Consider the following 22,792-nt stretch of genomic DNA (forward strand, 5'->3'; position numbering starts at 1 on the left):
TTGGGCGCTTTTTGTTTTCGGCAGCAGCTCGGGCGGGGAGGGCTACTCGCGCGAGAGGGGCTGCCTTCCTGCGGCGTGCCGGCAGGGAGCGAGGGTGGGGCTTGCGTTCGGCGGGGAAGGGCCCTTGCCAGGGGTGTCTCCCTGTGGGTGCGAGGAAGGTTCCTCGCGAGGGAAGCCGTCTTCCTGCAACAGCGCGGGAAGGGTCCTCGCTGCAGCAGCCGTCTTCCGGCGGCGGCGCGCGGAAGGACGGCGCGTACTGCCGCGAGATGCGAAAAGGTCGAGCCGGCCTTGGCTTCGCGAGGCCGCATCTGAGGAAAGGACGCATGATGAAGCAGTTTGTGACCGAGGATTCGTTCTGGGAGCTGTTCCCCGACGCGCGCATCGGCGTGGTGGTGGCCCACGGCATGAAGAGCGCCGACCAGGTGCCGCCCGAGGACGCGTCTGCCCTGGCCCGCGCGCTTGCCGAGGCTAACGGCAAGGCCGACCAGCACCTCAACAGCAACACCATCTCGCAGAACCAGGTGGTGGCCGTCTGGCGCGACGCCTACCAGAGGTTCAAGACGAAGAAGGGCGCGCGCTGCTCGGTGGAGAACCTGCTCAAGCGCGTGCTGAAGGGCAACCCCGTGGGCTCCATCACCCCTTCCGTCGACGTGTACAACATCGTATCGCTCACCCATGCGCTTCCCGTGGGAGGGGAGGACATCGACGCCATGGAAGGAGACATCCGCCTGGGCATCACCCGGGGCGGCGATCCGTTCCGCCCGCTGGGGGAGGACGAGGACGCCCCTACGCTGGAAGGCGAGCTGTGCTACCGCGACGATGCGGGCGCCATCTGCCGGTGCTGGAACTGGCGCGACGGCGAGCGCACGGCCCTTACCGACGACTCGCAGAAGGCCTTCCTCATCATCGAGTCCGTCGACCCCTCCCGGGCGGACGATCTGGAGGCGGCCATCGACCAGCTTGCCGAACTGGTGCAGCGCTATCTGGGCGCCAGCATTTTCGCGAAGCAGATCGTCACGCGCGACAACCCTTCCATAGTGATCGACGAGTAGGTGCTGCGCGTCTGGAGGCGAAGCTGGTTGCAGGTCGGCCGGCGGGCGGCGGGTGGCGGTCAGCAGTCGGAAATCCCGCACAATCGGCAGGTTGGTGAGTTTTTATGCACCAACCTGCCGATTGTGCGGGCTGCGGGGCCGGTCCGGCTGATGCACGACTGGAAGGTGAGGCCGGCTGATGCGCGGCTGGAAGGGGCGATCGGCCGCCGAGCGCCGTCGGCTTGCGCGCCCGCAAGCGGTCGTGGGCTTTCTGCGATGCGGCGGTTACGAATGGCCCGCGCTGGCGCATTCCGGCGCCGAATGTAGGCTGCTGTGGTAGAATCCCGACGAACGAAACGATGGGGTTCCCGCTTCGGCGGCGCAACCCGGAAAAGAGGTAGACATGGTTGAGAAGACCGACGTTGCGGCTGTGCTCGAGCTCATTCGCCCCAGCCTGCAGGCCGATGGCGGCGACGTGCGCCTGGTGGACGTGAGCGAGGACGGCGTGGTGTCCGTGGAGCTGCAGGGCGCTTGCAAGGGCTGCCCGATGTCTCAGATGACCTTGGCGAACGGCGTCGAGCGCATTCTGAAGGAGCGCGTGCCCGGCGTGACCCGCGTGGTCCCCGCCGACATGATGTAGGCACCGCGGCAGACGCAACCATGAGCTGTTGGACTTTGCGCGGCTGCGATGACGAGATGCAGTCGCGCTGCCCCCACAACATTCCCGGCGAGCCGTGCCCGGCCGATTGCCTGTATTCCCAGTGCGACCGGCCTACCCATGTGAACTGCGAGGACTTCGGCAAGATGCTGAACCCCGAACGGGATTACGACGCCGCCGTCAAAGAGGTCTGCCGCATCTGCGAGCATTTCCTCGACCATGGGCCCGCCCTGGTTGACCGACCGGAGGGCTTCTCTCGCCAGGGGAACCCCAACCGCTTTCTTCTGTAGGCCGCGGTCGTTATGGCCAATCGCCGGATAAGCTGCCCCAGCTGCCGCGAGTCGACGCTGGATGTGACGCGCTACGATTCCATGATGGTGCTGAAAAGCGACGTGGCGCTGTTCTCGCTGCACTGTCCGGCGTGCGGCGCTCGCGTGTCCGCGATCCAATCCATCCCGTTTTCGCTGCGGGGACAAGTTGCCGAAGCCGCGGCGAAGGTCCACGCAGGCATGCTGAAGGACTCCCATGCTGAATGACATCTACCAGAGCATCGACCCTGTAGCGTTTTCCTTCGGCCCTTTCGCCGTGCGCTGGTACGGGCTGGCCTACCTGGCCGGTTTCGTGTGCGCGGCGCTGGTCATGTGGAACGTGTCGAAGCGCTGGAAGGTGCGTATCGATGCGGATTCCCTGCTCACCGTGGTGTTCTGCGCTATCGTCGGCATCATCTTGGGCGGCCGGTTGGGCTACGTGCTGGTGTACGGCGACGGCTATTACCTGCAGCACCCCGAAGAGATTTTGGCCTTCAGCCACGGAGGCATGAGCTTCCACGGAGGGCTGATCGGCGCGCTTCTTGCCGGCATCGTGGCCGCGAAGCTCACGCGCATCCCGTATCTGACCTTGGCCGACATGGCGGTGATCGGCGCGCCTTTGGGGCTGTTCTTCGGCCGGTGCGCCAACTTCATCAACGGCGAGCTTTACGGCGCCCCCACCGACCTGCCCTGGGGCGTGGTCTTCGGCGGTGCGGCGGGCGCGGTTCCGCACCATCCCTCGCAGCTCTACGAGGCGCTGCTGGAGGGGGTCGTCATCTTCGTCGTGCTGTTCGCGCTTTCGCGCAAGCAGCCGCCCCGGCCCCGCGGCACGTTTCTGGGCCTGTTCCTAATCATGTACGGAACCTTCCGCTTCCTGGTGGAGTTTGTGCGCCTTCCCGACCCTCAGATCGGCTATCTGTGGGGCGATTGGCTCACCATGGGCCAGGTGCTCAGCTTGCCGTTGGTGGTTGTGGGCGTCGTGGTGCTCGCCTACGCCTGTGTGAAGAAGCTGCCGCAGCAGGGTCTGCCCAAGTTGCCTGCTGCCAGCGGTCCCGAGGGGCCTGACGGCGGCGACGGTGCTGGCTACGACCGCGCCCCTCTGCCGGAATCTGGCGACGGAGAAAGCGGCACGGTTGGGCGAGACGATTCGGGTGAGCCGGAAGGCAGGGGCGGCGCGGGTGGTCGCGACGGGGCCTTGGGGCCCAAAGGTGGAAGCGAGGCGCGTCAACATGACGGTTCGGAAGCGAATCTGTAGCGAATCAGTCAGCTTCGCGGCGAGCGCGCGGGAATCGTTGCTGCCGGCGGTACAATAGCCGTGTTTTATAAGTACCTACCGCGATTTTAGGAGGCTGCTATGGCTTTGAAGTTCTACCTGTGCAAGCATTGCGGGAACATCGCAGTGAAGCCCTTCGATTCCGGTGTGCCGCTGGTGTGCTGCGGCGAGAAGATGGAAGAGATTGTCCCCAACACCGAGGATGCCGCCGTCGAGAAGCACGTGCCCGTGGTGACGGTGGACGGGCAGAGCGTCCATGTGCAGGTGGGAGGCGTGCTGCATCCCATGACCCCCGAGCACTGGATTACCTTCATCTGCCTTGAGACCGAGCAGGGTTATCAGATCAAGCAGCTGACCAGCGACGATCAGCCTATGGCTGACTTCGCCGTGGCAGAGGGCGACCGTCCGCTGCGCGTGTACGAGCACTGCAATATCCATGGTCTGTGGGTGGCCGAGATCTAGGGTCCGTCCGAGCACAGGCGACGAACCACAAAGCGCCCCGTTCCTCGTCCGAGGGCGGGGCGCTTTTCTTGAAGGGAGGTACTCCCATGAAGCGCCGAACGAAAATCGTATGCACTTTGGGTCCCGCCGTTGACGGGGAGTCCATGATCGGCCAGCTGCTGGATGCCGGCATGGACGTGGCCCGGCTGAATTTCTCCCACGGCAGCCATCAGGAGCACGGCGAGCGCATCCGCCGCGTTCGCGAGGCAGCCGAAGCGCGCCAGAGCCCTTGTGCTATTCTGCTGGACACCCGTGGCCCTGAGATTCGCACGGGACTTTTGGCTGGGGGAGCGCCTGTGCGCCTGGAGGAGGGCGCACAGCTGGTGCTGACCGAGCAGCCGGTGGAGGGAACGGCCCAGCGCGTGAGCCAAAGCTGCGCCGGCCTGGGCAGCTACGTGCACCCAGGCACGTCCATCCTGCTCGACGACGGGCGCGTTGAGCTTTCGGTGCTAGCTGTAGGCGAGAACGGCGACATCCGTTGCGTCGTTCGCAACAGCGCCGTGCTGGGCCAGCGCAAGTCGGTGAACCTGCCGGGCACCACGGTGCCGCTCCCGGAGATGACCGATCAGGACAAGGCTGACTTGCTCTTCGGCATTCAGCAGGATGTGGACTTCGTGGCGCTTTCGTTCGTGCGCAGCGCTGCCGATGTGCGCCGTGTGCGGGCGTTTCTGGCCGAGCACGGCGGCGAGCACATCAGCCTTATCGCGAAGATCGAGTCGGCCCGGGCCATCGAGAACTTCGACGAGATTCTGGAAGCAGCCGACGGCATCATGGTGGCTCGCGGCGATCTGGGCGTGGAGGTGGAAACGGCGCGCGTGCCTCATATGCAGAAGCGCATCATCCGCCAATGCGTGCGCATGTCTAAGCCGGTGATCACCGCTACGCAGATGCTGGAGTCCATGATCGCCAATCCGCGTCCCACCCGCGCCGAGGTGGCCGACATCGCCAACGCCATCTACGACGGAACCGATGCCGTGATGCTTTCGGGCGAGACGGCCAACGGGGCCTACCCGGTGCAGGCCGTGCGCATGATGGCCCAGGTGGCCGAAGCCAGCGAACGCCATTACTTCGAGGAGCACGAGCCCGACCGCACCCGCGACCGCGCCCGCGTGGCCATGGCCGTGGGCATTGCGGCGGTGACCACGGCCGAGACTGTCGGCGCGCGCTGCATCGTGGCTCCCACCATGTCGGGGCGCACCACGCGCCTGCTTTCGCATTTGCGGCCTCGCGTGCCCATCTACGCGGTGACGCCGTTTCCCCGCGTCATGCGCCAGCAGCAGCTGAACTGGGGCGTGAAGCCTTTGCTAGGAGACGTGGAAGGCCGCATGCGCGACGTGGTGAGCCATGCCCAGCGAGCGGTGCTCGACGCGGGGTTGTGCCTGCCGGGCGACGTGGCGGTGCTGACGGCGGGCGACCCTGCCACCAGCCCATCCATCGCCACGGGCAACGGCGACGGCGCGGCGGGCGTCGCGGCCACCAACGTGATGTACGTAGTGGAGTTGCGTTAGCGGCGCGCAGCCGACGTGCTGCATGCGCCGACGAGCCGCCAGGCCGCGTGCCGGCGACGAGCTGCTTGCCGCCCTGCCGCGTGCCTCCAGCGCTCCAGTGGGCGGCAATCCGGCTGTCTGCCGGGGCTCGAACGTTGAAAATCGGATATTTTGGGCAGAGAAAAACACTGCGCTCATCTGGGACTTTCTATATAACGCCAGGTAAAACCACCTTTTTCTGACGCCCAAATAATTCGATTTTCAATAGATTTCATAAGGAAGAAGAGCGATAGAGCGACAGGACGAAAGGGAGCTTACATGGGTTTTCTCGATGAGGCGTCAGACCTTCTGGGCAAGGGCATGAATGCGGCGAAGGACATGGTGACCGAAGGGGCCGTGGTGGCCAAGGGGGCCGTGGCCGGCATGGCCGTGGAACAGCGGCCGTTTATGAGGGCGTTCGTGCGGATGTGCTCCGACGGGTGGGCCCAGGGCTGGAACGAGCGCAACGGCGGCAACGCCAGCTACCGCATGACGGTGGAAGAGGCGGCGGCGTGCAAGCCGTACTTCTACGACACGCCCAGTTCCTGGGTACCTCTGAAAACCGCCGTGCCGCAGCTGGGCGGCGCCTTCTTCGCCTGCACCGCTGCGGGCAGCTTTATGCGCAACCTGGCGGGAGATGTGGCCGGCAACATGGGTATCGTGGAGCTGTCCGAGGCGGGCGACTCGTGGCGCGTGGTGTGGGGGTTCAAGGACGGTGGACGCCCGACTAGCGAGCTTGAGGCGCATCTGGCCTGCCACAGGGTTCGCATGGAGGTGACCTATGGTGTGTCGCGGGTGGTCTACCATGCCCACCCCGCCCATACGGTGGCGCTCTCGCTGCTGCTGCCCGCCATGCCCCGGGCGCTGTCGAAGGCGCTGTGGTGCGCTATGACCGAGTGCGCCATGGTGTTTCCCGAAGGCGTGGGGGCGGTGGACGTCATGGTTCCCGGAGGCGAGGCGCTTGCCCAGGCGACGGCTCGCGAGGCCGAGCGTCATGGAGCGGTGGTATGGGCGGCCCATGGGCTGCTGGTCACGGGGGCAACCTTCGACGAGGCGTTCGGGCTCATGCACACCATCGAGAAGGCGGCGCAGATCCGCTTGCTGGCTCGCGCGGCCGACGGCGGGTCGGCCCGGTTCGATACCCAGGTGTCCGACGACATCCTGCGTGCCATCGCCGCCAGCGTGGGCAAGACCCTCGACGAGTCGCTGCTCTAAGGACTGTCGAATGAAGAGAGATACGGGGCAACGAGGCGGTCGGCCGCTCCCTGTGTAAGGCGAGGTGATTTGGCACTGTCTCGCGGAGACAGCCGTGGTCTTTTCATGGAAGGGCTGCCGCGGTGCTACCATATACAAGCTTGCGCGATTCCCTGTGGGCAAGCGAACATCGTGTCCGCCTTGGTCGGAAACCAAGGCACGAAAAGGAGCCTACCATGAAGGAAAACATCCATCCGGAGTACATGGAGTGCGTCGTGAAGTGCAGCTGCGGCAACACTTTCACCACCCGTTCCACCAAGCCGGAGCTCAAGATCGACATCTGCAACGTGTGCCACCCGTTCTATACGGGCCAGCAGCGTTTCGTTGATACCGGCGGACGCGTGCAGCGCTTCGCCGACAAGTTCGGTTCGGCCAAGGATGCCGTGGCTGCTCGCGAGGCCGAGAAGAAGGCCAAGCGCGCTGCCGAGATCGCCGCTCGCGAGGAGGCCAAGCGCGCCGAGCGCGAGGCCAAGGCCGCCGAGAAGGCCAAGCGTGCCGAGGAGTTCGCCAAGAAGGCCGAGGAAGCTGCCGCTAAGGCTGCTGCTCGCGAGGCTGAGGAAGCCGCCAATGCCGAGGCCGACCTGGTGGAGGCCGCTGCCGAGGACGCTGCCGCCCTGGACGCCATGGTGGAAACCCCGGCCGAGGAAGCTGCTGCTGAGTAGCGAACAATAGGTTGCTGCGTTGCCAAGGTCCGCCCCGAAAGGGGCGGATTTTTTTGCTGCGGTAGAGGCTTGCAGTCAATGACGAGGAATCGGCTCGTTCTTCGTTTTCATCTTGCTTTCAGCATGTCTCTGCTGAAACATCTCGTGTTTTGTTGTGATAGGCTGACGCAAGCTGTGCGATGGTGCGCGCCCGTCTTATCGGGCGCTGGGATTCGAAGGGGGCGGCACTATGATAGATAGCAGCGCTTTCCATAGTTTGAGCTACGGGCTCTACGTTATCGGCACGACCGGGGCAGGCGGCCCTGCGGGATGTATCGCGAATACGTTCCAGCAGGTTACGTCTTCGCCGTTCCAGGTAAGCGTGGCGCTGAACAACGACAACGTCACTACGGGGCGCATCTTGGAGTCGGGCCGCTTTACGGCCGCCTGCCTGTCAGAGGAGGCGCCGATGGAGCTTATCGGGCGCTTCGGCTTCCATACCAGTGCCGATACGGACAAGTTCGACGGCGTGGCCCATGGGCGGGATGCTGCCGGCGTGCCCTATGTGACCGAGACCAGCTGTTCGTGGTTCTCGGCGCGCGTGGTGTCGTCGATGAACCTCGGCAGCCATACCATGATCGTGGGCGAGGTGGAGGAAGCCGGCACGCTGGATTCCGATGCTCCCATGACCTACGCCTACTACCACATGGTGAAAGGCGGCAAGACCCCTCCGAAGGCCTCCAGCTTTATCCCCGGCGATGCGCAGACGTCTCCTGCACCTTCCGATGCGGCCCAGGCGGTGTCGGCCGAGGCGGGAGCGAAGGCGGCCCGCACCTTGGAGTGCGTGGCGGCATCGGTGGAGGCCGAGGCGGCCCGAGAGGGGGCGGCATCCGGCGGCCCTTCCACCGGCTGGCGCTGCAAGGTGTGCGGCTACATCGTGTCTGGATACCCCGACGGCCTGCCTGCCGATTTCACGTGCCCTTGCTGCGGCGTGGGCCCCGAAATGTTCGAGCAGGTGGAGCTGTAGGCCCGGCTGCACGTCTCTGCAAAGCGGCAGAAGCGGAAGCGGCGCAGTCCTCAATAGCTGCGCCGCCTTTACGTGATTGGCTCTTCGCGCGGAAGCAGTCCGGCTCGAGCGCGGTGCTTCTTTACGGGGCGACTTTTGCTTGCCCTGCTCTATTTCGCATTACGCGCAGCCTGCTCGTTTTCGTCGACTTCCCCGTCTCTTCGATGACGCCAAAGGTCGACGACCTCCTGTCGCGTGTGCACGTTCATTTTCCGGTAAACGCTTTTCATGTGGCTTTGCACTGTGCTCGGCGCGACGAACAGGAGGGCGCTTATCTTCTTCACGGTGTTTCCTTCGACGATCAGCGAGACGATTTCTTGCTCTCGCTGGGTGAGCCCGTATACTTGCCCCAGTTCTTCGAGGATGTCATCGTCAGAGACAGGGGGCGCGACGACGCTGGGTCTCTCTTCGAATAGATGGCTTCCCAAAATGCCGTAGGAAGCAATAACGAGCACGAAGCAGACGATTGCCGCGCAAGGGGCAATGTAGGATTCGAGAGGCTCTGATGCAAACTCTACCACGAAAGGCACCACGCCATAGCTCAGGAACGAGGACGCAGCGTCGATCAGGAGAAACGCGGAGGCGAGGAACGTCGGAGACTTTTGGCGCTCGCCGTTGCGCGAAAGGCAGAGGCAGGCGAAGAGGAACACGTTGAGTATCGTGCGCGATGCGATGACCACGGCTCTGCCTATGTTGACGCCGTTTTGATCGTTGACGACCAAGAGAAGAAGGCCCAAGAAGAAAACGACTATGATGCCTCTCCAAAGATTGCCGAGAACTCTTTGCTCCATGCTTGAGCGGGCAATGAGGGGGATGAGTAACGCGGTTAGCAAGGCCGCGATGCAGGAAGGGGCAATTGTGCTTTGCGTTGAAAGGCCGTCGACGGCGCCTCCATACAGGAGTCCGCGCAGGATGCTGCTCAGAAGAAGAAAGAGCGCGAGAATCCAAAATGCCCTTGGCAGACGGCGTCCGGCGAGAACCTGCTTTTCGGCCGGCGTCTCTGTCCTTTTGGGGCGTATTGCGAGCCAGCATCCGCAGGACAGTGCGGGGGCGAGCGAGGAAAGTAGTCCTGGGAAAGGCGCAGCAAGAAGGAAACCGGTGCTGATGGCGCAGGTGACAAGGAAGGATACCAAGCAGGCTCCCAAGACGTAGCGCGGTTTCCTGGCGACGAGCGATTCGGCCCAAGCGCACGCAAGGCCGACGAAAGACAATCCGAGAAACAGAATCGAGGCGATTGCGAGCGGTTGCCATGCTTCGCCCAAGAGCACGAGGGCGCATGAGAATGTGGACGCACAGGCGCATACGAGGGTTACGGCCATCCTGCTTTGGCGAAGGGCGCCTTCGGAGAGGTTGCCGAATAGGAGCAGGGCTCCCGCAGCGATTGCGGTGGTGAAGATGAATATCCAATGGCATTCTTGCGAGAAGACGCTGAGATTCGCCAGCAGCGAGCTGAAGAAGGGACGCCGAAGGAATAGCCAGAAAAACGATAGACCGATCGCCATCGCCGTCGCTTCGGCTCTGCTTGCCGACGATGCTGGGCCTTGCGTCATGCTTTCGATCCCCTCCCTCACAATCTGTGCTTACAGGATAGCACGATGGCCAGGATGCGACCGTATTCTCTTTGGCGACGAACGCTGGTCTTACCTGGTGATTTCTTCAAATCCCATATTTCATGGGGCCTGATTGCCTCTTCTTTCCTCTTCTTCATGGTATGCCGACGCAATCGCGGGAGGCTAAGCTGGAGCGCGCCGGGACGCTTTCCTGGCAAATACTTCAGCAGGGGAACGGAGGAGGAGAGCATGACAGGAAACATGAATCGCAGAAGCTTTCTTAAGGGAACCGCGTTGGCAATCGGGGCGTCCGCTGCTGTGGGAGCGCTCAGTGGCTGTGCGACGGGTCCACAGCCCGTCGCCCAAGCGGAGGCAGCGTTGCCAGAGGGCTTTACCGCAGAGGACTTCGAAGCTTCTGCGGCCGAATACGAGCCCATTAGTGATTTCAGCGACGAGAAAACCTATGACGTCGTGGTGGTGGGAGCCGGCACGGCGGGCCTTCCCGCAGTTCTGACGGCGCTCGAAGAGGGGGCGACCGTCGCTTGTCTGCAAAAGGAGCCGACCACCATCTCGCAAGGGAACAACTCGTCGGGCATGATTCTTGAGGAGAGCACGGAAAACGCCGTTAACAAGTGGATGCAGGCTTACCGTAAGGCAGTGCAATATCGAACGAACCTGGCGCAACTCCAGTTCTTCGCGCTTCACTCAGGCGAGACGTTGTGCTGGTTGGACAAAATGGCCGAAGAGGTCGGATACCCCGCCTGCACCTACAACGACACCACGCGTACCTACGAAGAAGAGGTTGCTTCGTTTCGTCGGCACACTTTCGGCGAGAAGCCAGAGAATCACGGAAAGCTTATTGAGGCTTTGGCGGGGCTCGCCGAGCAGAGGGGAGCCGATTTCTTTTACAGCACCCCCGGCGTGCAGCTGCTGATGGAGGACGGGGCGTGCGTGGGCGTTGTGGGCAAAGCGCAAGATGGCTACATCAAGTTCAACGCGACGCAGGCGGTCATTGTTGCGACGGGAGATTACCAGAACAACGAGTCTCTCGTCAGGCGATACTCTCCCGATGCCGTGCCGTTTGCTCGCAAACAGGTCAACAAGACTGGCGATGGGATCCTCATGTGTGCCTTGGCCGGAGGATGGATGAGCCATGTTGGTCATGCGAAACAGTTCCACGATATGGATTCCGCTCCCAAGCCCATCGCTGAGCTGCCCTTCCTTGCGGTCGATATGAACGGCGAGCGCTTTATGAACGAGGACATTCCCATGATCTCTTGGAACCTGACCCTGTCCGAGAAGAACACGGCCGGCGACGACCCCGGAGTGTTCTGCAGGATCTTCGATAGCTCCTATCCAGAGAAGATTGCAACATGGGGAGGCACCGCTCCCAAACCCGAGGCACTTGAAAAATACATTCCAGGCCTCGTAGAGAACCCGAAGGGGGTCTACCCCGACCTCGTCAACACGCATCGCTGCGACACTCTTGACGAGTTGGCTGGCGAGCTCGGCATCCCAGCAGACAACCTGAAGGCTAGCGTTGCCCGCTTCAACGAAATGTGCGCAAAAGGAAAGGACACCGACTTCGGGCTCGACGAGCGGTTTCTTCAACCAATCGATACTCCGCCGTACTGGGGTGTGTCGCAATGGGTGCGGGTCTCCGCGATTTGCAGCGGCCTTGTCGTGGACGGAAACTATCAGGTAGTGGACCGTGAGCGGAATCCGATTCCGGGGCTCTACGCCGTCGGCTTCTGTGCCGGTGAGCTATGCGGCAATCATGACTGGATCTACACCGATGGTATGGCAGCGGGGTCGTGCTTCACTTCCGGACGCTATGCCACGATTCATGCAATTACCGGTGCTCTTTCTCCGGCGAAGCCAGTGGCGTGGGACGAAGTGAAGGGCCTCTATGCGGATGCTCCGAAGGCGGTAGGGGCTTAGGGTGGCCCGATTCGGGTGCCCCAGGTCCTATTCGCCGGTTTCGCCTGCCCCCTGCTGCGGTGTGGATTTCGAGATGTCCGAGCTGGTGGGGCCGTAGACGCCGGCAGCCTGCCGAAAGCCAACCGTAGCGAAGGCGGCGCAGTCCTCGATGGCTGCGCCGCCTTCGCTTCAACTTCGCAGGGTTTACTTTTCCCAGGCAATAAACGCCCAGGCCACTATACGAGGTTGCTTCAGGTGCCAGGCGCCTTGGGGCACCCCTTTTCGATCGGATTCTCCGGCGTGGGGGTTCGGCTCCAAATTTTCTTCCAGCCAGCCGCGCAGGCGATCGCAGGCGGCGGCAAGCTCGGCTTCGGTGGCGCCCACCGACCCGGCGTCGCGAATCATCTTGGCGAAGTCGTCGTAGGCGTCCTCGGGCGTGGCGAAGGTGTCCTCGCGGGTGCTGTTGATATAGTCCACCTGCGGCTTCAGCCCTTCGTCCGCCAGGATGTTGAAGGCGTACAGGTAGTCGCGCCCCAGCACTTGCGAAAGCCCTACGGCCGAGAGTATCCGCTCGTCCACCCGCGGGCTCGACCCGGTGGACAGCGTGATGCATACGCGGCGACGCGCCACATCGGTCAGTCGCATCAGTGAGTCGCGCAGATCGTCGGTGGCGATGGAGCGCGAGGCGATGGCCACGTCGGCCATGCCGGTCCGCACGCCGAAGGCCGCCCAGTCGTCGTCCCAGCTCATGCACTTCGGAAACACCGTCTTCACTCCGGCGGCGTCAAGGTTTCGCTGCATGGCGTCCAGCATCCCCTGGGAGAAGTCGGCTGCCACCACCTTGTGCCCGGCCTGCCCCAACGGCACGGCCAGCGCTCCGGTGCCGCAGCCCATGTCGAACACCGTCTCGCCGGGCTTGATGTCGGCCAGGCGCAGGAAGTCCTCTACGTAGCGGTTCGGCGCGTCCTTGGTGGTGAAGGTGGCGGCGCGCTTGTCCCAGTAGGCGGAATCGTCCTTGCGGCGGCGCAACCGCTGCAGCTCCTGCCACTCCGCGTTCCAGTCGTAGCTGGTCAGCAGGGGAGTAAAGTTATCGCTCATGGCCTTCCTTTCCGCATTGCTCGCATCAGGCCCGAAGGACAGGGGTCCACGCGCAGTTCCGCACGAGGGCAGAACGCGAAGCGTTCGGTGCCCGAGCTCAGGGCTGTTCGAGCATGGACTCCTGTCCTTCGGGCCCCTCCGCGAAATTCAGGTCGGTACTACGAGGCGCCTTCGGCAACAGGCTTGCCGCCAGCCGCGGCCGCTGCCTCTTCCCGCTGCTCCCGCTCCAGCACCAGCTTCATGGCCTCGATGGCGCATTCGATCTGGCCGTCGTCGGGCTCGTTGGTAGTCAGGTACTGCAGCTGCATACCGGGCCACAACACCACTTTCACCAGCGGGTTGTCCGGATGGCTGCCGGCCCACTTCACCGTGATCTCGTAGGCGATGCCGGCGATGACGGGCACGAACAGGATGCGGATGGCGATGACCAGTGCCAGTTTCGGCGCCCCGTCGGGGATGCCCCAGGCGCTGATGAGCGCCGGCACCGGGATGACGGTATACACGAAGATGGCGATGATCATGACCATGATAAGAAACGCCGTGCCGCAGCGCACGTGCAGGCGCGGGAAGCTGCGGGCGTTCTCGGGCGTGAGGGGCAGTCCGTGCTCGAAGCAGTGGATGGTCTTGTGCTCGGCGCCGTGGTAGCCGAACATGCGCTTGATGTCGCTCATGCGGCCGATCAGCCACAGGTAGCCCACGAATACCGCCACGCGCAGGATGCCGTCCACGATGTTCCAGGCGATGGGGTTGCCATCGTACTCGCCCACCAGCAGGTTCGTGATGAAGGCCGGCGCCACGATGAACAGCACCACGCCCAGCACCAGTCCGAACACCATGGAGACCACCATCTCCTTGTGCCCGAACTCCACCTCCTCGTCCATGAAACCCTTCTTGGGCTCGGCTGACTCGCTGCCCTCGGCGGTGGGGGAGGCCTGCGCTTCGCCGGCGGGCGCGGGCTCGCTCACTACCTCCAAGGTGCGTTGGGCTCCCAGGGCGTCGATGACGGTGTCGGGACGGCCGAAGTCGTCCTTCCAGCTGAAGGCACGCTCGTTGGCGGCGGCCAGAGCAGCAGGGTCGACGCCGGTGTTTCGGCCGGCCCCGTCGCCGAACTCGTCTTCGAAGGCGTTGTCCAGCAGCACCGCTTCCAGCTCTTCCTGGTGAAGATTCTCCTTCGCGCGCTCGGCGTCAGCCTGGCCTGCGCTCTCGTCGAAGGCGTGCGTGGCCGCGATCTCGAGCGCCTTGAACCCCAGCGCCAGCGACTCCACCATGGCGCGGCATCCGCGCATCAGCGGCCAGTACATCCAGCCGTTCTTCTTCCTGCCGCTGGCCAGGTCGTGCTCTTCCGTGTAAACCTGGCCGTTGGGCTGGCGCACCGCCACCGACCAGTTGTACTTCCCGCGCATCATGATCCCCTCGATGAGCGCCTGGCCGCCCACGTGGGTCTTCAGCGCCCCGTCTTCGGAGAAGGCGCGGGATGCGTCGCTCTTCTTGGCCATGGCGCTAGGCCCCCAGGGCGTCGCGCGACACGCGGGGGTAGGGGTTTCCGCAGGTCATTTTCCCTTCGGGGCAGGCGCCGCTCACGCAGGGAGCCCCGGCGTCGGCGAAGATGAACGGCGCGGTGGGCCGGGCCAGCTCCAGCATCTTGTGGGCCATGTCGCGAATCTCCCATTGGGCGCGGTTGCAGCAGCGCAGCTTGAAGAAGTGCAGCAGCTCGCGCACGTTCATGGTGATGACGATCTTGCTCTCGGCGGCGTTGGGCAGCAGATAGCGCGCATCTTCCGCGGGAACGCCTAGCTCAAGCAGTTTCTGGTAGCCGTCCACCGCCGCCTGCACCGCATCGTCGAAGGCGGCCGAGGCCTCGGGGTCCTGGGCTACGGAGTCGGGCTTGACCACGGGCACGCCGTTTCTGAACTTCACGTAGCGCTGGCTCTGCTGATTGAAGCTGGCGATGCGGTGGCGCACCAGCTGGTGGGTGAGGGCTCGCGAGACGCCGTCCACGGCGAAGGTGTAGCTGGCGTGCTCAAGGGTGGAGAAGTGACCGCTGCCCATGATGGTGGAAAGCACGCTTCTCACGCGCTCCTCGGGCATGGTCTCCATCAGCTCGCTAGCTCCCACCGGGGCGTAGCACAGGCGTGCTGCGGTGGCGATGGCGCGCTCGGGGTCGGGGGTGTGGTACAGAAGCTCAACTTGCATGGGGGCTCCTCGAGGATGGGGTGCCGGCAGGATTGTTCGCGCTTCAGTATAGCAAGCGCGGCGAACCCTGCTTCGGCGAAGGCCCCAGGCAACACCCAATGCGCACGGCGGGTCGGCGGGTGCCATGCCGCCGTGCGGCTGCGTCTCTAGCCCAGCATCGAGGCGTAGGCCAGGTAGTCCTGGGCGTCGGGCGGAATGGCGAAGGTGATCTCCTGCCCGTAGGCCTCCACGGTGACGTAGCCCGGGTCGTCGTAGAGGGTGACGGTGCCGTCCACCCCCATGGCGCTCCCGGAGAACGAGCCGGTCTCAGCGGCGGAGTCGGGCAGCGTGGTGGCTTGCCAGTCCTCCACGTTGATGGCGCTCACGGCGCTCTGCACGGTGTCGGCGGGGATGCCCGTGGCCTCGGCGATGCGGTCCACGTTGGAGTCCAGTGCGCTTTGCACCCGGGTCTTGATGCCGCTCGCGTCGATGGCCGCGTTGACCGCACCGTCCTTGGCACCGCCCACGGCGTTCTCGAAGCCGCTCTTCAGGTCGTCCACCGCCTCCACGATGCCGGCAAGGGGCGAATCGTCCAGCAGGTCGTCCAGCGACGGCACGGCGATAACCGCCACGCAGGCGAGCACGAGGGCGCCGATCAGGCCGAGGAACAGAGCGAGTACTTTCTTCATGGGTGGACCTTCCTTTCCTGTTGCTCCTTAAGGGAAAAGCGGTTCTCCTGGTAAGGCGGCGCTGCAGTTGCGCCCGGGCTGCATTCGGCGCGGGCGCAACCGGCAGACGTTGCGGTTCTCTAGTCCAGCTCGCCGGGGCGGCGCACGGTAACTTCCTGCGCCTTCACCGACACGCGGGAATGGGGCGGCACCGAGGCGGTGATGAACGTGGAGCCGGCGATGACCGACCCCTCGCCGATGACTGTCTCGCCGCCAAGGACGCTGGCGTTCGAGTAGATGGTCACGTTGTTCTCGATGGTGGGATGGCGCTTCACGCCCGAAAGCCGCTGGCCTCCGCGGGTGGAGAGCGCGCCCAGGGTCACGCCCTGGTAGAGCTTCACGTGGTCGCCGATGGTGGTGGTCTCGCCGATCACCACGCCCGTGCCGTGGTCGATGAAGAAGTACTCGCCTATGTGCGCGCCGGCGCCGATGTCGATGCCGGTGGACGAGTGGGCGATTTCGGTCATCACCCGGGGCAGGATGGGCACGTCCTGCTGGAAGAGCACGTGGGCGATGCGGTACACGTAGATGGCGTAGAGCCCCGGGTAGGTGAAGATGACCTCCTCCTTCGAGCCGGCCGCCGGGTCGCCGTCGAAGAGCGCCTGCACGTCGGTGAGCAGGACGCGCTGGATTTCCGGCAGCTCGTTGAAGAAGGCGGCGCACACCTCGTCGGCACGCTTCTGAACCTCGTCGTCGGAGCAGAAACGGCAGGGGCGGCAGTCGTCGTCGCAGTTGCTGCCAGCGCCGGAGGCCGCGTCGGTGGCGGTGTAGGCGAAGGCCAGCACCAGCTGCTCGCGCAGGGCGCGCTCAACTTCGATGAGCGTCTGCCCGATGAAGTAGGAGGGGCTGGTGGAGGACGTGAGCATCTCCTGGCCGAAGTAGCCCGGGAACATCACGCGCCGCAGCTCGGTGATGATGCCCTTGATGGCCGTGCGGTTGGGGAAGCGCCGGCCCGGCTTGGTGAAGAATATCTCGTCGGCTTCGTAGTTCTTCTCGATGCGTGCGACGATGCGCTCCAGGTCCTCTCCGAACATAGGGCCTCCTCGGTTCGATAACGTGAACAATGCCCGGCTGCGCCGCTCTTGGGCTGGTTCGCGGCGGTCCTGCGGCAGGCGGATAGCTTTCCATGGTATCCCACTGCGCGGGCTGTCGGGACCGCGGCGGGTGCGTTTCCACGGCGGGTGCAAAGGTTTTGCATAGGGCCTCCGCGGGGAATTAGGGGGTTTCGCTCGCCGGAAAAATGTGTATGCTAACAAGCTTGCGGGAACTTTCGAGCTTCCCCCTGAGGCGGGCCCTAGAGCGAAACTTCAGGGGGAAATCGTGCAGAATATACTGTCGAGCTGCGGTTTTCGCGGCGTAGAGGCGCGTTTTCGTGGGGCGCCAAGGGAAAGGAAGGCTTGCGTGAGGCTGGTCATCACCGAGAAGAACGACGCGGCTCAGAAAATTGCCGACCTGTTGGGCGCCGGCAAGCCAAAGGCGGACAAGGTCTACACCACGCCCGTGTACCGGTTCACCGTCGACGGCGAGGAGTGGGTGACTATCGGCCTTCGGGGCCATATACTGGAGCCGGACTTCGCGCCCTCGCTTATATATAGGCAGCGCGGCGGCTGGCAGGCAGTGGATGCCGAAGGCTCGCGCATCCCGGCGTCCATCCCTGCGTCGCTTCCGCGCCCCCCGTTCAAGAAGAAGAAGCCCTTCACCGCCGACGGCGTGGAGCTGAAGACGTGGAAGATGGAGGCTCTGCCGTATTTGGTGTACGCTCCCATCGAGAAGCTGCCCAAGGAGAAGGACATCATCCGCAGCCTGAAGAACCTGGCGAAGAAGGCCGATTCAGTCATCATCGCCACCGACTTCGACCGCGAGGGCGAGCTTATCGGCTCGGACGCCCTTTCCTGCGTGCAGGAGGTGAACCCCTCCATCCCGGTGTCGCGCGCCCGCTACTCCGCCTTCACGAAGGAGGAGATTACCCATGCCTTCGGCAACCTGGTGGACTTGGACACCAATCTGGCCGCAGCCGGCGGTTCGCGCCAGGACATCGACCTTATCTGGGGCGCAGTGCTCACCCGCTACCTGACGCTGGTGAAGTTCGCCGGCTACGGCAACGTGCGCAGCTCCGGGCGCGTGCAGACTCCCACGCTGGCGCTGATCGTGGCCCGCGAGCGGGAGCGCATGGCCTTCGTGCCCGAGGACTACTGGGTGATCAAGGGCGCCTTCGACGCCGAAGCCACCGCCGGGCCCACCGCCGGCGACGGCCCGCTTTCCTTCGAGGCCACCCACACCACGGCTCGCTTCAAGAGCCAGGCCGAGGCCCAGGCTGTCATGGAGGCGGTTTCCGGCGCCGTCAGCGCCACGGTGACCGACGTCGAGAAGAAGAAGCGCACGGTGCCGGCCCCTGTCCCCTTCAACACCACCAGCCTCATGGCCGCGGCTTCGGCCGAGGGCATCTCGCCGGCGCGCACCATGCGCATCGCCGAGAGCCTGTACATGAGCGGTTACATTTCCTACCCGCGCGTTGACAACACAGTGTACCCCAGCTCGATGGACCTGGCCGAGACCGTCCGCGCCATCTCGGGCAACCCGGCCTACGCGCCCTATTGCCGCGAGCTTTTGGCGAAAGGCGAGCTGCACGCCACCCGCGGCAAGAAGGAGACCACCGACCACCCGCCCATCTACCCGGTGCGCGCCGCCACCCCCGACGACCTGTCGGCCGGCGACTACAAGCTGTACAACCTTATCGCGCGCCGGTTTTTGGCCACGCTGTCCGATGCGGCCGTGGTGGAGGGCACGAAGGTGACCCTGGACGTTGCCGGGCAGCCCTTCGTGGCCAAGGGGGACGTGCTGGTGAAGCCGGGGTTTAGGGCCATTTACCCCTACGGGCTCAAGAAGGACGAGACGCTGCCGGTTCTGGAGGCGGGGCAGCTCGTGGCCTTCAACGGCGCCGACTGCGCCCACAAGCAGACCGAGCCGCCGGCCCGCTACAGCCAGGGTAAGCTCATCCAGGAGATGGAGAAGCTGGGGTTGGGCACGAAGTCCACGCGCCATGCCATCATCGAGCGCTTGTACCAGGTGAAGTACATCCAGAACGACCCCATCGAGCCCAGCCAGCTGGGCATTGCGGTGGTGGACGCCCTGGACAAGTTCGCGCCGCACATCACCCATTCGCAGATGACCTCCGACCTGGAGGCCCAGATGGATGCCATCGCCGCCGGCAGCGCCACCAAGGAGAAGGTGGTGGACACCAGCCGCAACCTGCTGGCCCGGGAGCTTGCGGTGCTCATGCCCCATTCCGAAGAGGTGAAGGACGCCCTGGCCGACGCCGTGGCCGCCGACGCCTACGTGGGGCCGTGCCCGAAGTGCGGCAAGGACCTGCAGATTCGCGTGAGCCAGAAGACCCGCGGCATGTTCATCGGCTGCGCCGGTTGGCCGGACTGCGATGTCACCTTCCCGCTGCCCCAGGGCAAGATCGAGGCGGTGGAGGAGAAGTGCCCGGTCTGCGGCATGCCCCAGGTGAAGGTGACGGCGTTTCGCAGTAAACCGCGCATTGTGTGCATCGACCCCAACTGCTCCACCAACGCCGAGCCCGACGTGGTGGTGGGCAAGTGCCCCACCTGTGCGGCCCGCGGCGTGGACGCGAACCTGATCGCCCAACGCAACCCCCGCTCGCTCAAGCGCTTCATTCGCTGCGAGAACTACGACACCTGCGAGACCAGCTACCCGCTGCCGCAGTACGGCAAGCTCTCGGCCACCGATGAGGTGTGCGAGCATTGCGGCGCGCCTCTTGTGGTGGTGACTACCAACCGGGGGCCGTGGAAGCTGTGCCCGAACTTCAACTGCCCCGGCAAGGAGAAGGACGACGCCGACAAGGGGGCGAAGCGGTCCGGGTCGAAGAGCGCTTCGAAGGGCGCGTCCCGAGGCAAGGCGAAATCGACGAAGCGCACGACGAAGGCCAAGGGCTAGGGGCTCGGGCTGCGAGCGCTTGCGGCGGCGGGGAGGCGGGAGATGGCGTCTCAGCGCTGCGGGTTCGCTGCGTTCGCGCGCTGGGGGAGCAGCTGGATTGAATCTCGATTCTCCGTGCCGTCTGCGACTTGATGGAGCCGCGGGCGGCACGGAGCTTTATACTTGGGCACCGTCATCATTGTTCGCCCGCTTCAGCGCCGGTCCGCACTTTGCGCCGCAGCGGGGACTTTCGCGAAGGAGAAGCCCATGCCCAAGGTAACCATTGTCGGCGCCGGCAACGTCGGAGCCACTGCTGCCCACATCATCGCCTCTAAGAACCTGGCCGACGTCGTGCTGGTGGACGTGGCGGAGGGGCTGCCCCAGGGCAAGGCGCTCGACATGATGCACATGCGCTCCGTGGAGGGCTTCACCGTGAAGGTGACCGGCTCCAACGACTACGATGCCACGGCCGATTCCGATGTGGTGGTCATCACCGCCGGCATCGCCCGCAAGCCCGGCATGACCCGCGAGGATTTGCTGGGCGTGAACGCCGGTATCATGCGCTCGGTCATCTCCGCTGCTGTGGAGAAGTCGCCCAATGCCGTATTCATCTGCGTCACCAACCCGCTGGACGTCATGACCTACCTGGCCTTCAAGGAGTCGGGGCTTCCCGATAGCCGCCTGATGGGCATGGGTGGCGTGCTGGATTCGTCCCGCCTGTCCTTCGCCGTGTGCGAGAAGCTGGGCTGCGACCCGGCCGACGTGACCGCTTGGGCCGTGGGCGCCCATGGCGAGGGCATGGTGTGCTGGCCCCGCTTCACCATGGTGGCCGGCCAGCCCATCACCGAGCTGCTGTCCGCCGAAGAGGTGGACGAGGTGGTGCGTCGCTGCGTGAAGGGCGGCGCCGAGGTGGTGGCCTTCCTGAAGACGGGCAGCGCCTACTACGCCCCCGGCGCCTCCATCGCCAAGATGGTGCAGGCGATCCTGACCGACTCCCATGAGGTGCTTTCGGTGTGCGCGCATCTGACCGGCCAGTACGGCATCGACGATGTGTACATGAACGTGCCGGTGCGCCTGGGCCGCGGCGGGGTGGAAGAGGTCGTGGAGTTCGACCTGAACGACGCCGAGCTTGCCGCCCTGCGCGAATCCGCCGACAGCGTGAAGGCCGGCCTGAAGGCGCTCGAGACGCTGTAGCTTTCGATGGGCGGGTGGCGTGAGCGCCTGCTTTTGCCATCCGCCCATCAGTCCCCATCGCATTCCCTGGCGGGTGCTTCGACAGTGCACGGGGGCTGGGTTCCGCAGGAATTCCCGCAGAACCCAGCCCCCGTGCACTGTTTTCCCGTCGTCCGCAAACGACAGGGTTGCGGCAGCCTTTTCTAGGCGCGCTCGAACAGGCTCGCCACTTCCACGTGGTAGGTTTGAGGGAATAGGTCCACGGGGCGTACGCGGACCAGGCGGTAGCCGCTCGATTCGAAGCGGGCGACATCGCGGGCCCAGGTGGCCGGGTTGCAGCTGATGTATACGACCCGCTCCGGGCTCGCGGCGGCGATGCTTTCCACCACACCGTCGGCCAGGCCTGCGCGGGGCGGGTCCACCACCAGGGCGTCAAGCTCTCCCAGCTCGGGCAGCTCGCGGGCGGCGTCTCCCCCCACAACGTCCACGAACACGCCGTTCGCATCGGCGTTGCGCCGCAGATCGCGCACGGAGGAGCCGGCGGATTCCACAGCCACTACTTCGGCGCCGGCCTGGGCGATTGGGATGCTGAAAGTACCGCCTCCGGCGTACAGGTCGGCGATGTAGAGGCCGTCCAGGCCGGTAGGGGCTTCCGGCTCACCGGTGCCGCCGTCGGGCCGGGCGCCGGGGGTGCCGCCCAGAAACTCGATGGCGGCATCGACCAGCCTCTCGGCCTGGGCGGTATTCACCTGGAAGAACGAAGGCGCCGCCACCATGTAGCGGGCCGCACCCAGCTGCTCTTCCCAAAACCCTTTGCCGGCCAGCACCTCTACGCCCTTGATCTTGCGGGCGTGGCCGGGGTCTGCCATGACGCGCACGATGCTGGTGGCTTTCAGGGCGCTGGACAGGGTCTTCGCCACATGGGCTCGGGGGAAGGCGCCGGCGGGCGTCCAAAGGGCGATCTCGGTCTCTCCGGTGCGAAGGCTGTTGCGCACCCCTACGCGGTAGATGCCCAGGCTGCCGGACCCTTGGGCGAAGCGCAGCGCCCCCTGCAGCGCCTTGGGCGCCTTCTGGATGGACCTGTGGGCTAAGGGGCAGGTGGGCGTGGCGATCACTTGGTTACTTTCGGCGGGGTGGAAACCCAGGCAGAAGCGGCCGGCTTCGTCGGCGCAAGCGAGCTCCAGCTTGTTGCGGTAGCCCCAGCGGCGCTTGCTGGGCACGCAGGGCTCCACCACCGCTTCGGCGCGCTCTTCTGGCAGGTGGGCGGTGCGGACCAGCGTCGATGCCACGTTGTCGCGCTTGGCGCTTAGCTGCGCGCCGTAGGAGAGGTGCTGCCAGGGGGCGGCGCCGGTGGCGATGCCGTCGGGCCATTCAGGGGCGACCCGCAAAGGCGAGGGCTCCACCAGCCGTTGGATGCGGGCCCGAGCGAAGCTGGCTTTTTCCTCGACCAGCTGCACCTCGGCCATGTCTCCCGGTGCCCCGCCTTCGACGAAGACGGTTTTTCCGCTGGCCAGATGACCTACGGCCTCGGCTCCGTAGCCCATGCGCTCGATGGTGATGGTGTCGGTCATGCCGCCTCCCGCGTCGATGCCCTGCATTGCCAACGAAAAAGGCCGGGTATGCGCCCGGCCTGTGCGTTTCGGTGGTGCCCTTGACAGGATTCGAACCTGCGGCTTTCTGCTCCGGAGGCAGACGCTCTATCCCCTGAGCTACAAGGGCACGTGAGGGCATAGTATAGCGCAAAGCCGCTCCCCATGCGCGGCTAACTTCAATGTCGAAAAAGCTGCATATCCTTGCAGCGCTGACGCGGCGTCGACGCTGCTTCGGCGCAGTCTCGGCGAAGCGCTGGCGAAACACCAACGCAGTACTGACGAAGTCTCGGCGAAGTCGATGCGACCAACTTTTACCATTGCCGGCTGTTGACAGTGCACGGGAGAGGGGTTCTGCGTAAAATCCT

Annotated in this window: 19 protein-coding genes, 1 tRNA gene and 1 pseudogene; 13 read left to right on the forward strand and 8 right to left on the reverse strand. The window is 64.6% G+C overall.

From position 1 onward, the window contains the following. The first annotated feature begins 323 nt into the window (after window positions 1-323). The 10 genes and pseudogenes from NFR41_RS08060 to NFR41_RS08105 all read left to right on the forward strand — a co-directional run bounded on the left by NFR41_RS08060 (window position 324) and on the right by NFR41_RS08105 (window position 8,219). Window positions 324-1,052: a B3/B4 domain-containing protein gene (locus NFR41_RS08060; protein ID WP_349665474.1), complete on the forward strand. Its 729-nt coding sequence runs from the start codon at window positions 324-326 to the stop codon at window positions 1,050-1,052. A 382-nt stretch (window positions 1,053-1,434) separates the two neighbouring features. After that, window positions 1,435-1,671 carry a NifU family protein gene (locus NFR41_RS08065; RefSeq protein WP_160212886.1) on the forward strand — a complete coding sequence of 79 codons (237 nt, stop codon included), beginning with the start codon at window positions 1,435-1,437 and terminating at the stop codon, window positions 1,669-1,671. Window positions 1,672-1,691: 20 nt separating this feature from the next. After that, on the forward strand, window positions 1,692-1,979 hold the full coding sequence (locus NFR41_RS08070; protein WP_160212885.1) for a hypothetical protein: 288 nt from the start codon (window positions 1,692-1,694) through the stop codon (window positions 1,977-1,979). 12 nt (window positions 1,980-1,991) lie between these two features. Next, window positions 1,992-2,225 carry a CpXC domain-containing protein gene (locus tag NFR41_RS08075; protein ID WP_160212884.1) on the forward strand — a complete coding sequence of 78 codons (234 nt, stop codon included), beginning with the start codon at window positions 1,992-1,994 and terminating at the stop codon, window positions 2,223-2,225. Then, window positions 2,215-3,033: pseudogene (lgt, locus tag NFR41_RS08080) on the forward strand (prolipoprotein diacylglyceryl transferase); the annotation flags it as partial. The gene NFR41_RS08075 and the pseudogene lgt, both read left to right, overlap by 11 nt. 318 nt (window positions 3,034-3,351) lie before the next feature. Beyond that, window positions 3,352-3,732 (forward strand): desulfoferrodoxin family protein, encoded by a 381-nt coding sequence (locus tag NFR41_RS08085; protein ID WP_160212882.1) that lies wholly within the window; start codon window positions 3,352-3,354, stop codon window positions 3,730-3,732. 86 nt (window positions 3,733-3,818) lie between these two features. Next, entirely contained in the window at window positions 3,819-5,279 is a 1,461-nt protein-coding gene (gene pyk, locus NFR41_RS08090) for a pyruvate kinase (protein WP_251231437.1), read from the forward strand. Window positions 5,280-5,576: 297 nt separating this feature from the next. Continuing rightward, entirely contained in the window at window positions 5,577-6,512 is a 936-nt protein-coding gene (rhaD, locus tag NFR41_RS08095) for a rhamnulose-1-phosphate aldolase (RefSeq protein WP_251231438.1), read from the forward strand. Window positions 6,513-6,727: 215 nt separating this feature from the next. Next, entirely contained in the window at window positions 6,728-7,213 is a 486-nt protein-coding gene (gene rpmE, locus NFR41_RS08100) for a 50S ribosomal protein L31 (protein ID WP_251231439.1), read from the forward strand. A gap of 229 nt (window positions 7,214-7,442) precedes the next feature. Further along, complete coding sequence (locus NFR41_RS08105; protein ID WP_251231440.1) at window positions 7,443-8,219, forward strand: flavin reductase; 777 nt, start codon at window positions 7,443-7,445, stop codon at window positions 8,217-8,219. Between the two features lie 149 nt (window positions 8,220-8,368). Here the strand turns inward: NFR41_RS08105 and NFR41_RS08110 are convergent, their stop codons facing one another. Beyond that, window positions 8,369-9,829, reverse strand: coding sequence for a helix-turn-helix domain-containing protein (locus NFR41_RS08110; protein ID WP_251231441.1), 1,461 nt, complete (start codon window positions 9,827-9,829; stop codon window positions 8,369-8,371). A gap of 228 nt (window positions 9,830-10,057) precedes the next feature. Here NFR41_RS08110 and NFR41_RS08115 point away from each other — a divergent pair, with 228 nt between their 5' ends. Beyond that, window positions 10,058-11,749 (forward strand): FAD-dependent oxidoreductase, encoded by a 1,692-nt coding sequence (locus NFR41_RS08115; protein WP_160212876.1) that lies wholly within the window; start codon window positions 10,058-10,060, stop codon window positions 11,747-11,749. A 183-nt stretch (window positions 11,750-11,932) separates the two neighbouring features. On the opposite strand, the gene NFR41_RS08120 is transcribed toward NFR41_RS08115, so the two are convergent. From NFR41_RS08120 to NFR41_RS08140, 5 genes are all read right to left on the reverse strand, one after another. Further along, a complete protein-coding gene (locus NFR41_RS08120; RefSeq protein WP_251231442.1) occupies window positions 11,933-12,826 on the reverse strand; it encodes a class I SAM-dependent methyltransferase in 894 nt (297 codons plus the stop codon). Window positions 12,827-12,984: 158 nt separating this feature from the next. Next, window positions 12,985-14,322, reverse strand: coding sequence for a DUF1385 domain-containing protein (locus NFR41_RS08125; protein ID WP_251231443.1), 1,338 nt, complete (start codon window positions 14,320-14,322; stop codon window positions 12,985-12,987). Window positions 14,323-14,326: 4 nt separating this feature from the next. Then, the gene (thyX, locus tag NFR41_RS08130) at window positions 14,327-15,019 is read right to left on the reverse strand and encodes an FAD-dependent thymidylate synthase (RefSeq protein ID WP_251231444.1); all 693 of its coding nucleotides are present in this window, start codon (window positions 15,017-15,019) and stop codon (window positions 14,327-14,329) included. Between the two features lie 146 nt (window positions 15,020-15,165). Continuing rightward, the gene (locus tag NFR41_RS08135) at window positions 15,166-15,687 is read right to left on the reverse strand and encodes a hypothetical protein (protein WP_160212872.1); all 522 of its coding nucleotides are present in this window, start codon (window positions 15,685-15,687) and stop codon (window positions 15,166-15,168) included. A 119-nt stretch (window positions 15,688-15,806) separates the two neighbouring features. Next, window positions 15,807-16,760 carry a serine O-acetyltransferase gene (locus NFR41_RS08140; RefSeq protein WP_251231445.1) on the reverse strand — a complete coding sequence of 318 codons (954 nt, stop codon included), beginning with the start codon at window positions 16,758-16,760 and terminating at the stop codon, window positions 15,807-15,809. Window positions 16,761-17,127: 367 nt separating this feature from the next. Between NFR41_RS08140 and NFR41_RS08145 the strand changes: the two genes are divergently transcribed. Together NFR41_RS08145 and mdh are read left to right on the forward strand one after the other, a co-directional pair. Further along, entirely contained in the window at window positions 17,128-19,683 is a 2,556-nt protein-coding gene (locus NFR41_RS08145) for a DNA topoisomerase I (protein ID WP_251231446.1), read from the forward strand. A 246-nt stretch (window positions 19,684-19,929) separates the two neighbouring features. Then, window positions 19,930-20,856, forward strand: coding sequence for a malate dehydrogenase (gene mdh, locus NFR41_RS08150; RefSeq protein WP_251231447.1), 927 nt, complete (start codon window positions 19,930-19,932; stop codon window positions 20,854-20,856). Window positions 20,857-21,038: 182 nt separating this feature from the next. Here the strand turns inward: mdh and NFR41_RS08155 are convergent, their stop codons facing one another. Then, entirely contained in the window at window positions 21,039-22,406 is a 1,368-nt protein-coding gene (locus NFR41_RS08155) for a class I SAM-dependent RNA methyltransferase (protein WP_251231448.1), read from the reverse strand. Window positions 22,407-22,478: 72 nt separating this feature from the next. Next, window positions 22,479-22,554: transfer RNA gene (locus tag NFR41_RS08160), tRNA-Arg, on the reverse strand. Window positions 22,555-22,792: the final 238 nt, after the last annotated feature.

The organism is Adlercreutzia aquisgranensis (assembly GCF_943193145.1).
Classification (GTDB): Bacteria; Actinomycetota; Coriobacteriia; order Coriobacteriales; family Eggerthellaceae; genus Xiamenia; species Xiamenia aquisgranensis.

Bases quoted from the DNA above. Each gene is read 5' to 3' on its own strand.
- NFR41_RS08060 (WP_349665474.1), top strand. From the start codon at position 324: ATGATGAAGCAGTTTGTGACCGAGGATTCGTTCTGGGAGCTGTTCCCC.
- NFR41_RS08065 (WP_160212886.1), top strand. From the start codon at position 1,435: ATGGTTGAGAAGACCGACGTTGCGGCTGTGCTCGAGCTCATTCGCCCC.
- NFR41_RS08070 (WP_160212885.1), top strand. From the start codon at position 1,692: ATGAGCTGTTGGACTTTGCGCGGCTGCGATGACGAGATGCAGTCGCGC.
- NFR41_RS08075 (WP_160212884.1), top strand. From the start codon at position 1,992: ATGGCCAATCGCCGGATAAGCTGCCCCAGCTGCCGCGAGTCGACGCTG.
- NFR41_RS08085 (WP_160212882.1), top strand. From the start codon at position 3,352: ATGGCTTTGAAGTTCTACCTGTGCAAGCATTGCGGGAACATCGCAGTG.
- pyk (WP_251231437.1), top strand. From the start codon at position 3,819: ATGAAGCGCCGAACGAAAATCGTATGCACTTTGGGTCCCGCCGTTGAC.
- rhaD (WP_251231438.1), top strand. From the start codon at position 5,577: ATGGGTTTTCTCGATGAGGCGTCAGACCTTCTGGGCAAGGGCATGAAT.
- rpmE (WP_251231439.1), top strand. From the start codon at position 6,728: ATGAAGGAAAACATCCATCCGGAGTACATGGAGTGCGTCGTGAAGTGC.
- NFR41_RS08105 (WP_251231440.1), top strand. From the start codon at position 7,443: ATGATAGATAGCAGCGCTTTCCATAGTTTGAGCTACGGGCTCTACGTT.
- NFR41_RS08115 (WP_160212876.1), top strand. From the start codon at position 10,058: ATGACAGGAAACATGAATCGCAGAAGCTTTCTTAAGGGAACCGCGTTG.
- NFR41_RS08120 (WP_251231442.1), bottom strand. From the start codon at position 12,826: ATGAGCGATAACTTTACTCCCCTGCTGACCAGCTACGACTGGAACGCG.
- NFR41_RS08125 (WP_251231443.1), bottom strand. From the start codon at position 14,322: ATGGCCAAGAAGAGCGACGCATCCCGCGCCTTCTCCGAAGACGGGGCG.
- thyX (WP_251231444.1), bottom strand. From the start codon at position 15,019: ATGCAAGTTGAGCTTCTGTACCACACCCCCGACCCCGAGCGCGCCATC.
- NFR41_RS08135 (WP_160212872.1), bottom strand. From the start codon at position 15,687: ATGAAGAAAGTACTCGCTCTGTTCCTCGGCCTGATCGGCGCCCTCGTG.
- NFR41_RS08140 (WP_251231445.1), bottom strand. From the start codon at position 16,760: ATGTTCGGAGAGGACCTGGAGCGCATCGTCGCACGCATCGAGAAGAAC.
- mdh (WP_251231447.1), top strand. From the start codon at position 19,930: ATGCCCAAGGTAACCATTGTCGGCGCCGGCAACGTCGGAGCCACTGCT.
- NFR41_RS08155 (WP_251231448.1), bottom strand. From the start codon at position 22,406: ATGACCGACACCATCACCATCGAGCGCATGGGCTACGGAGCCGAGGCC.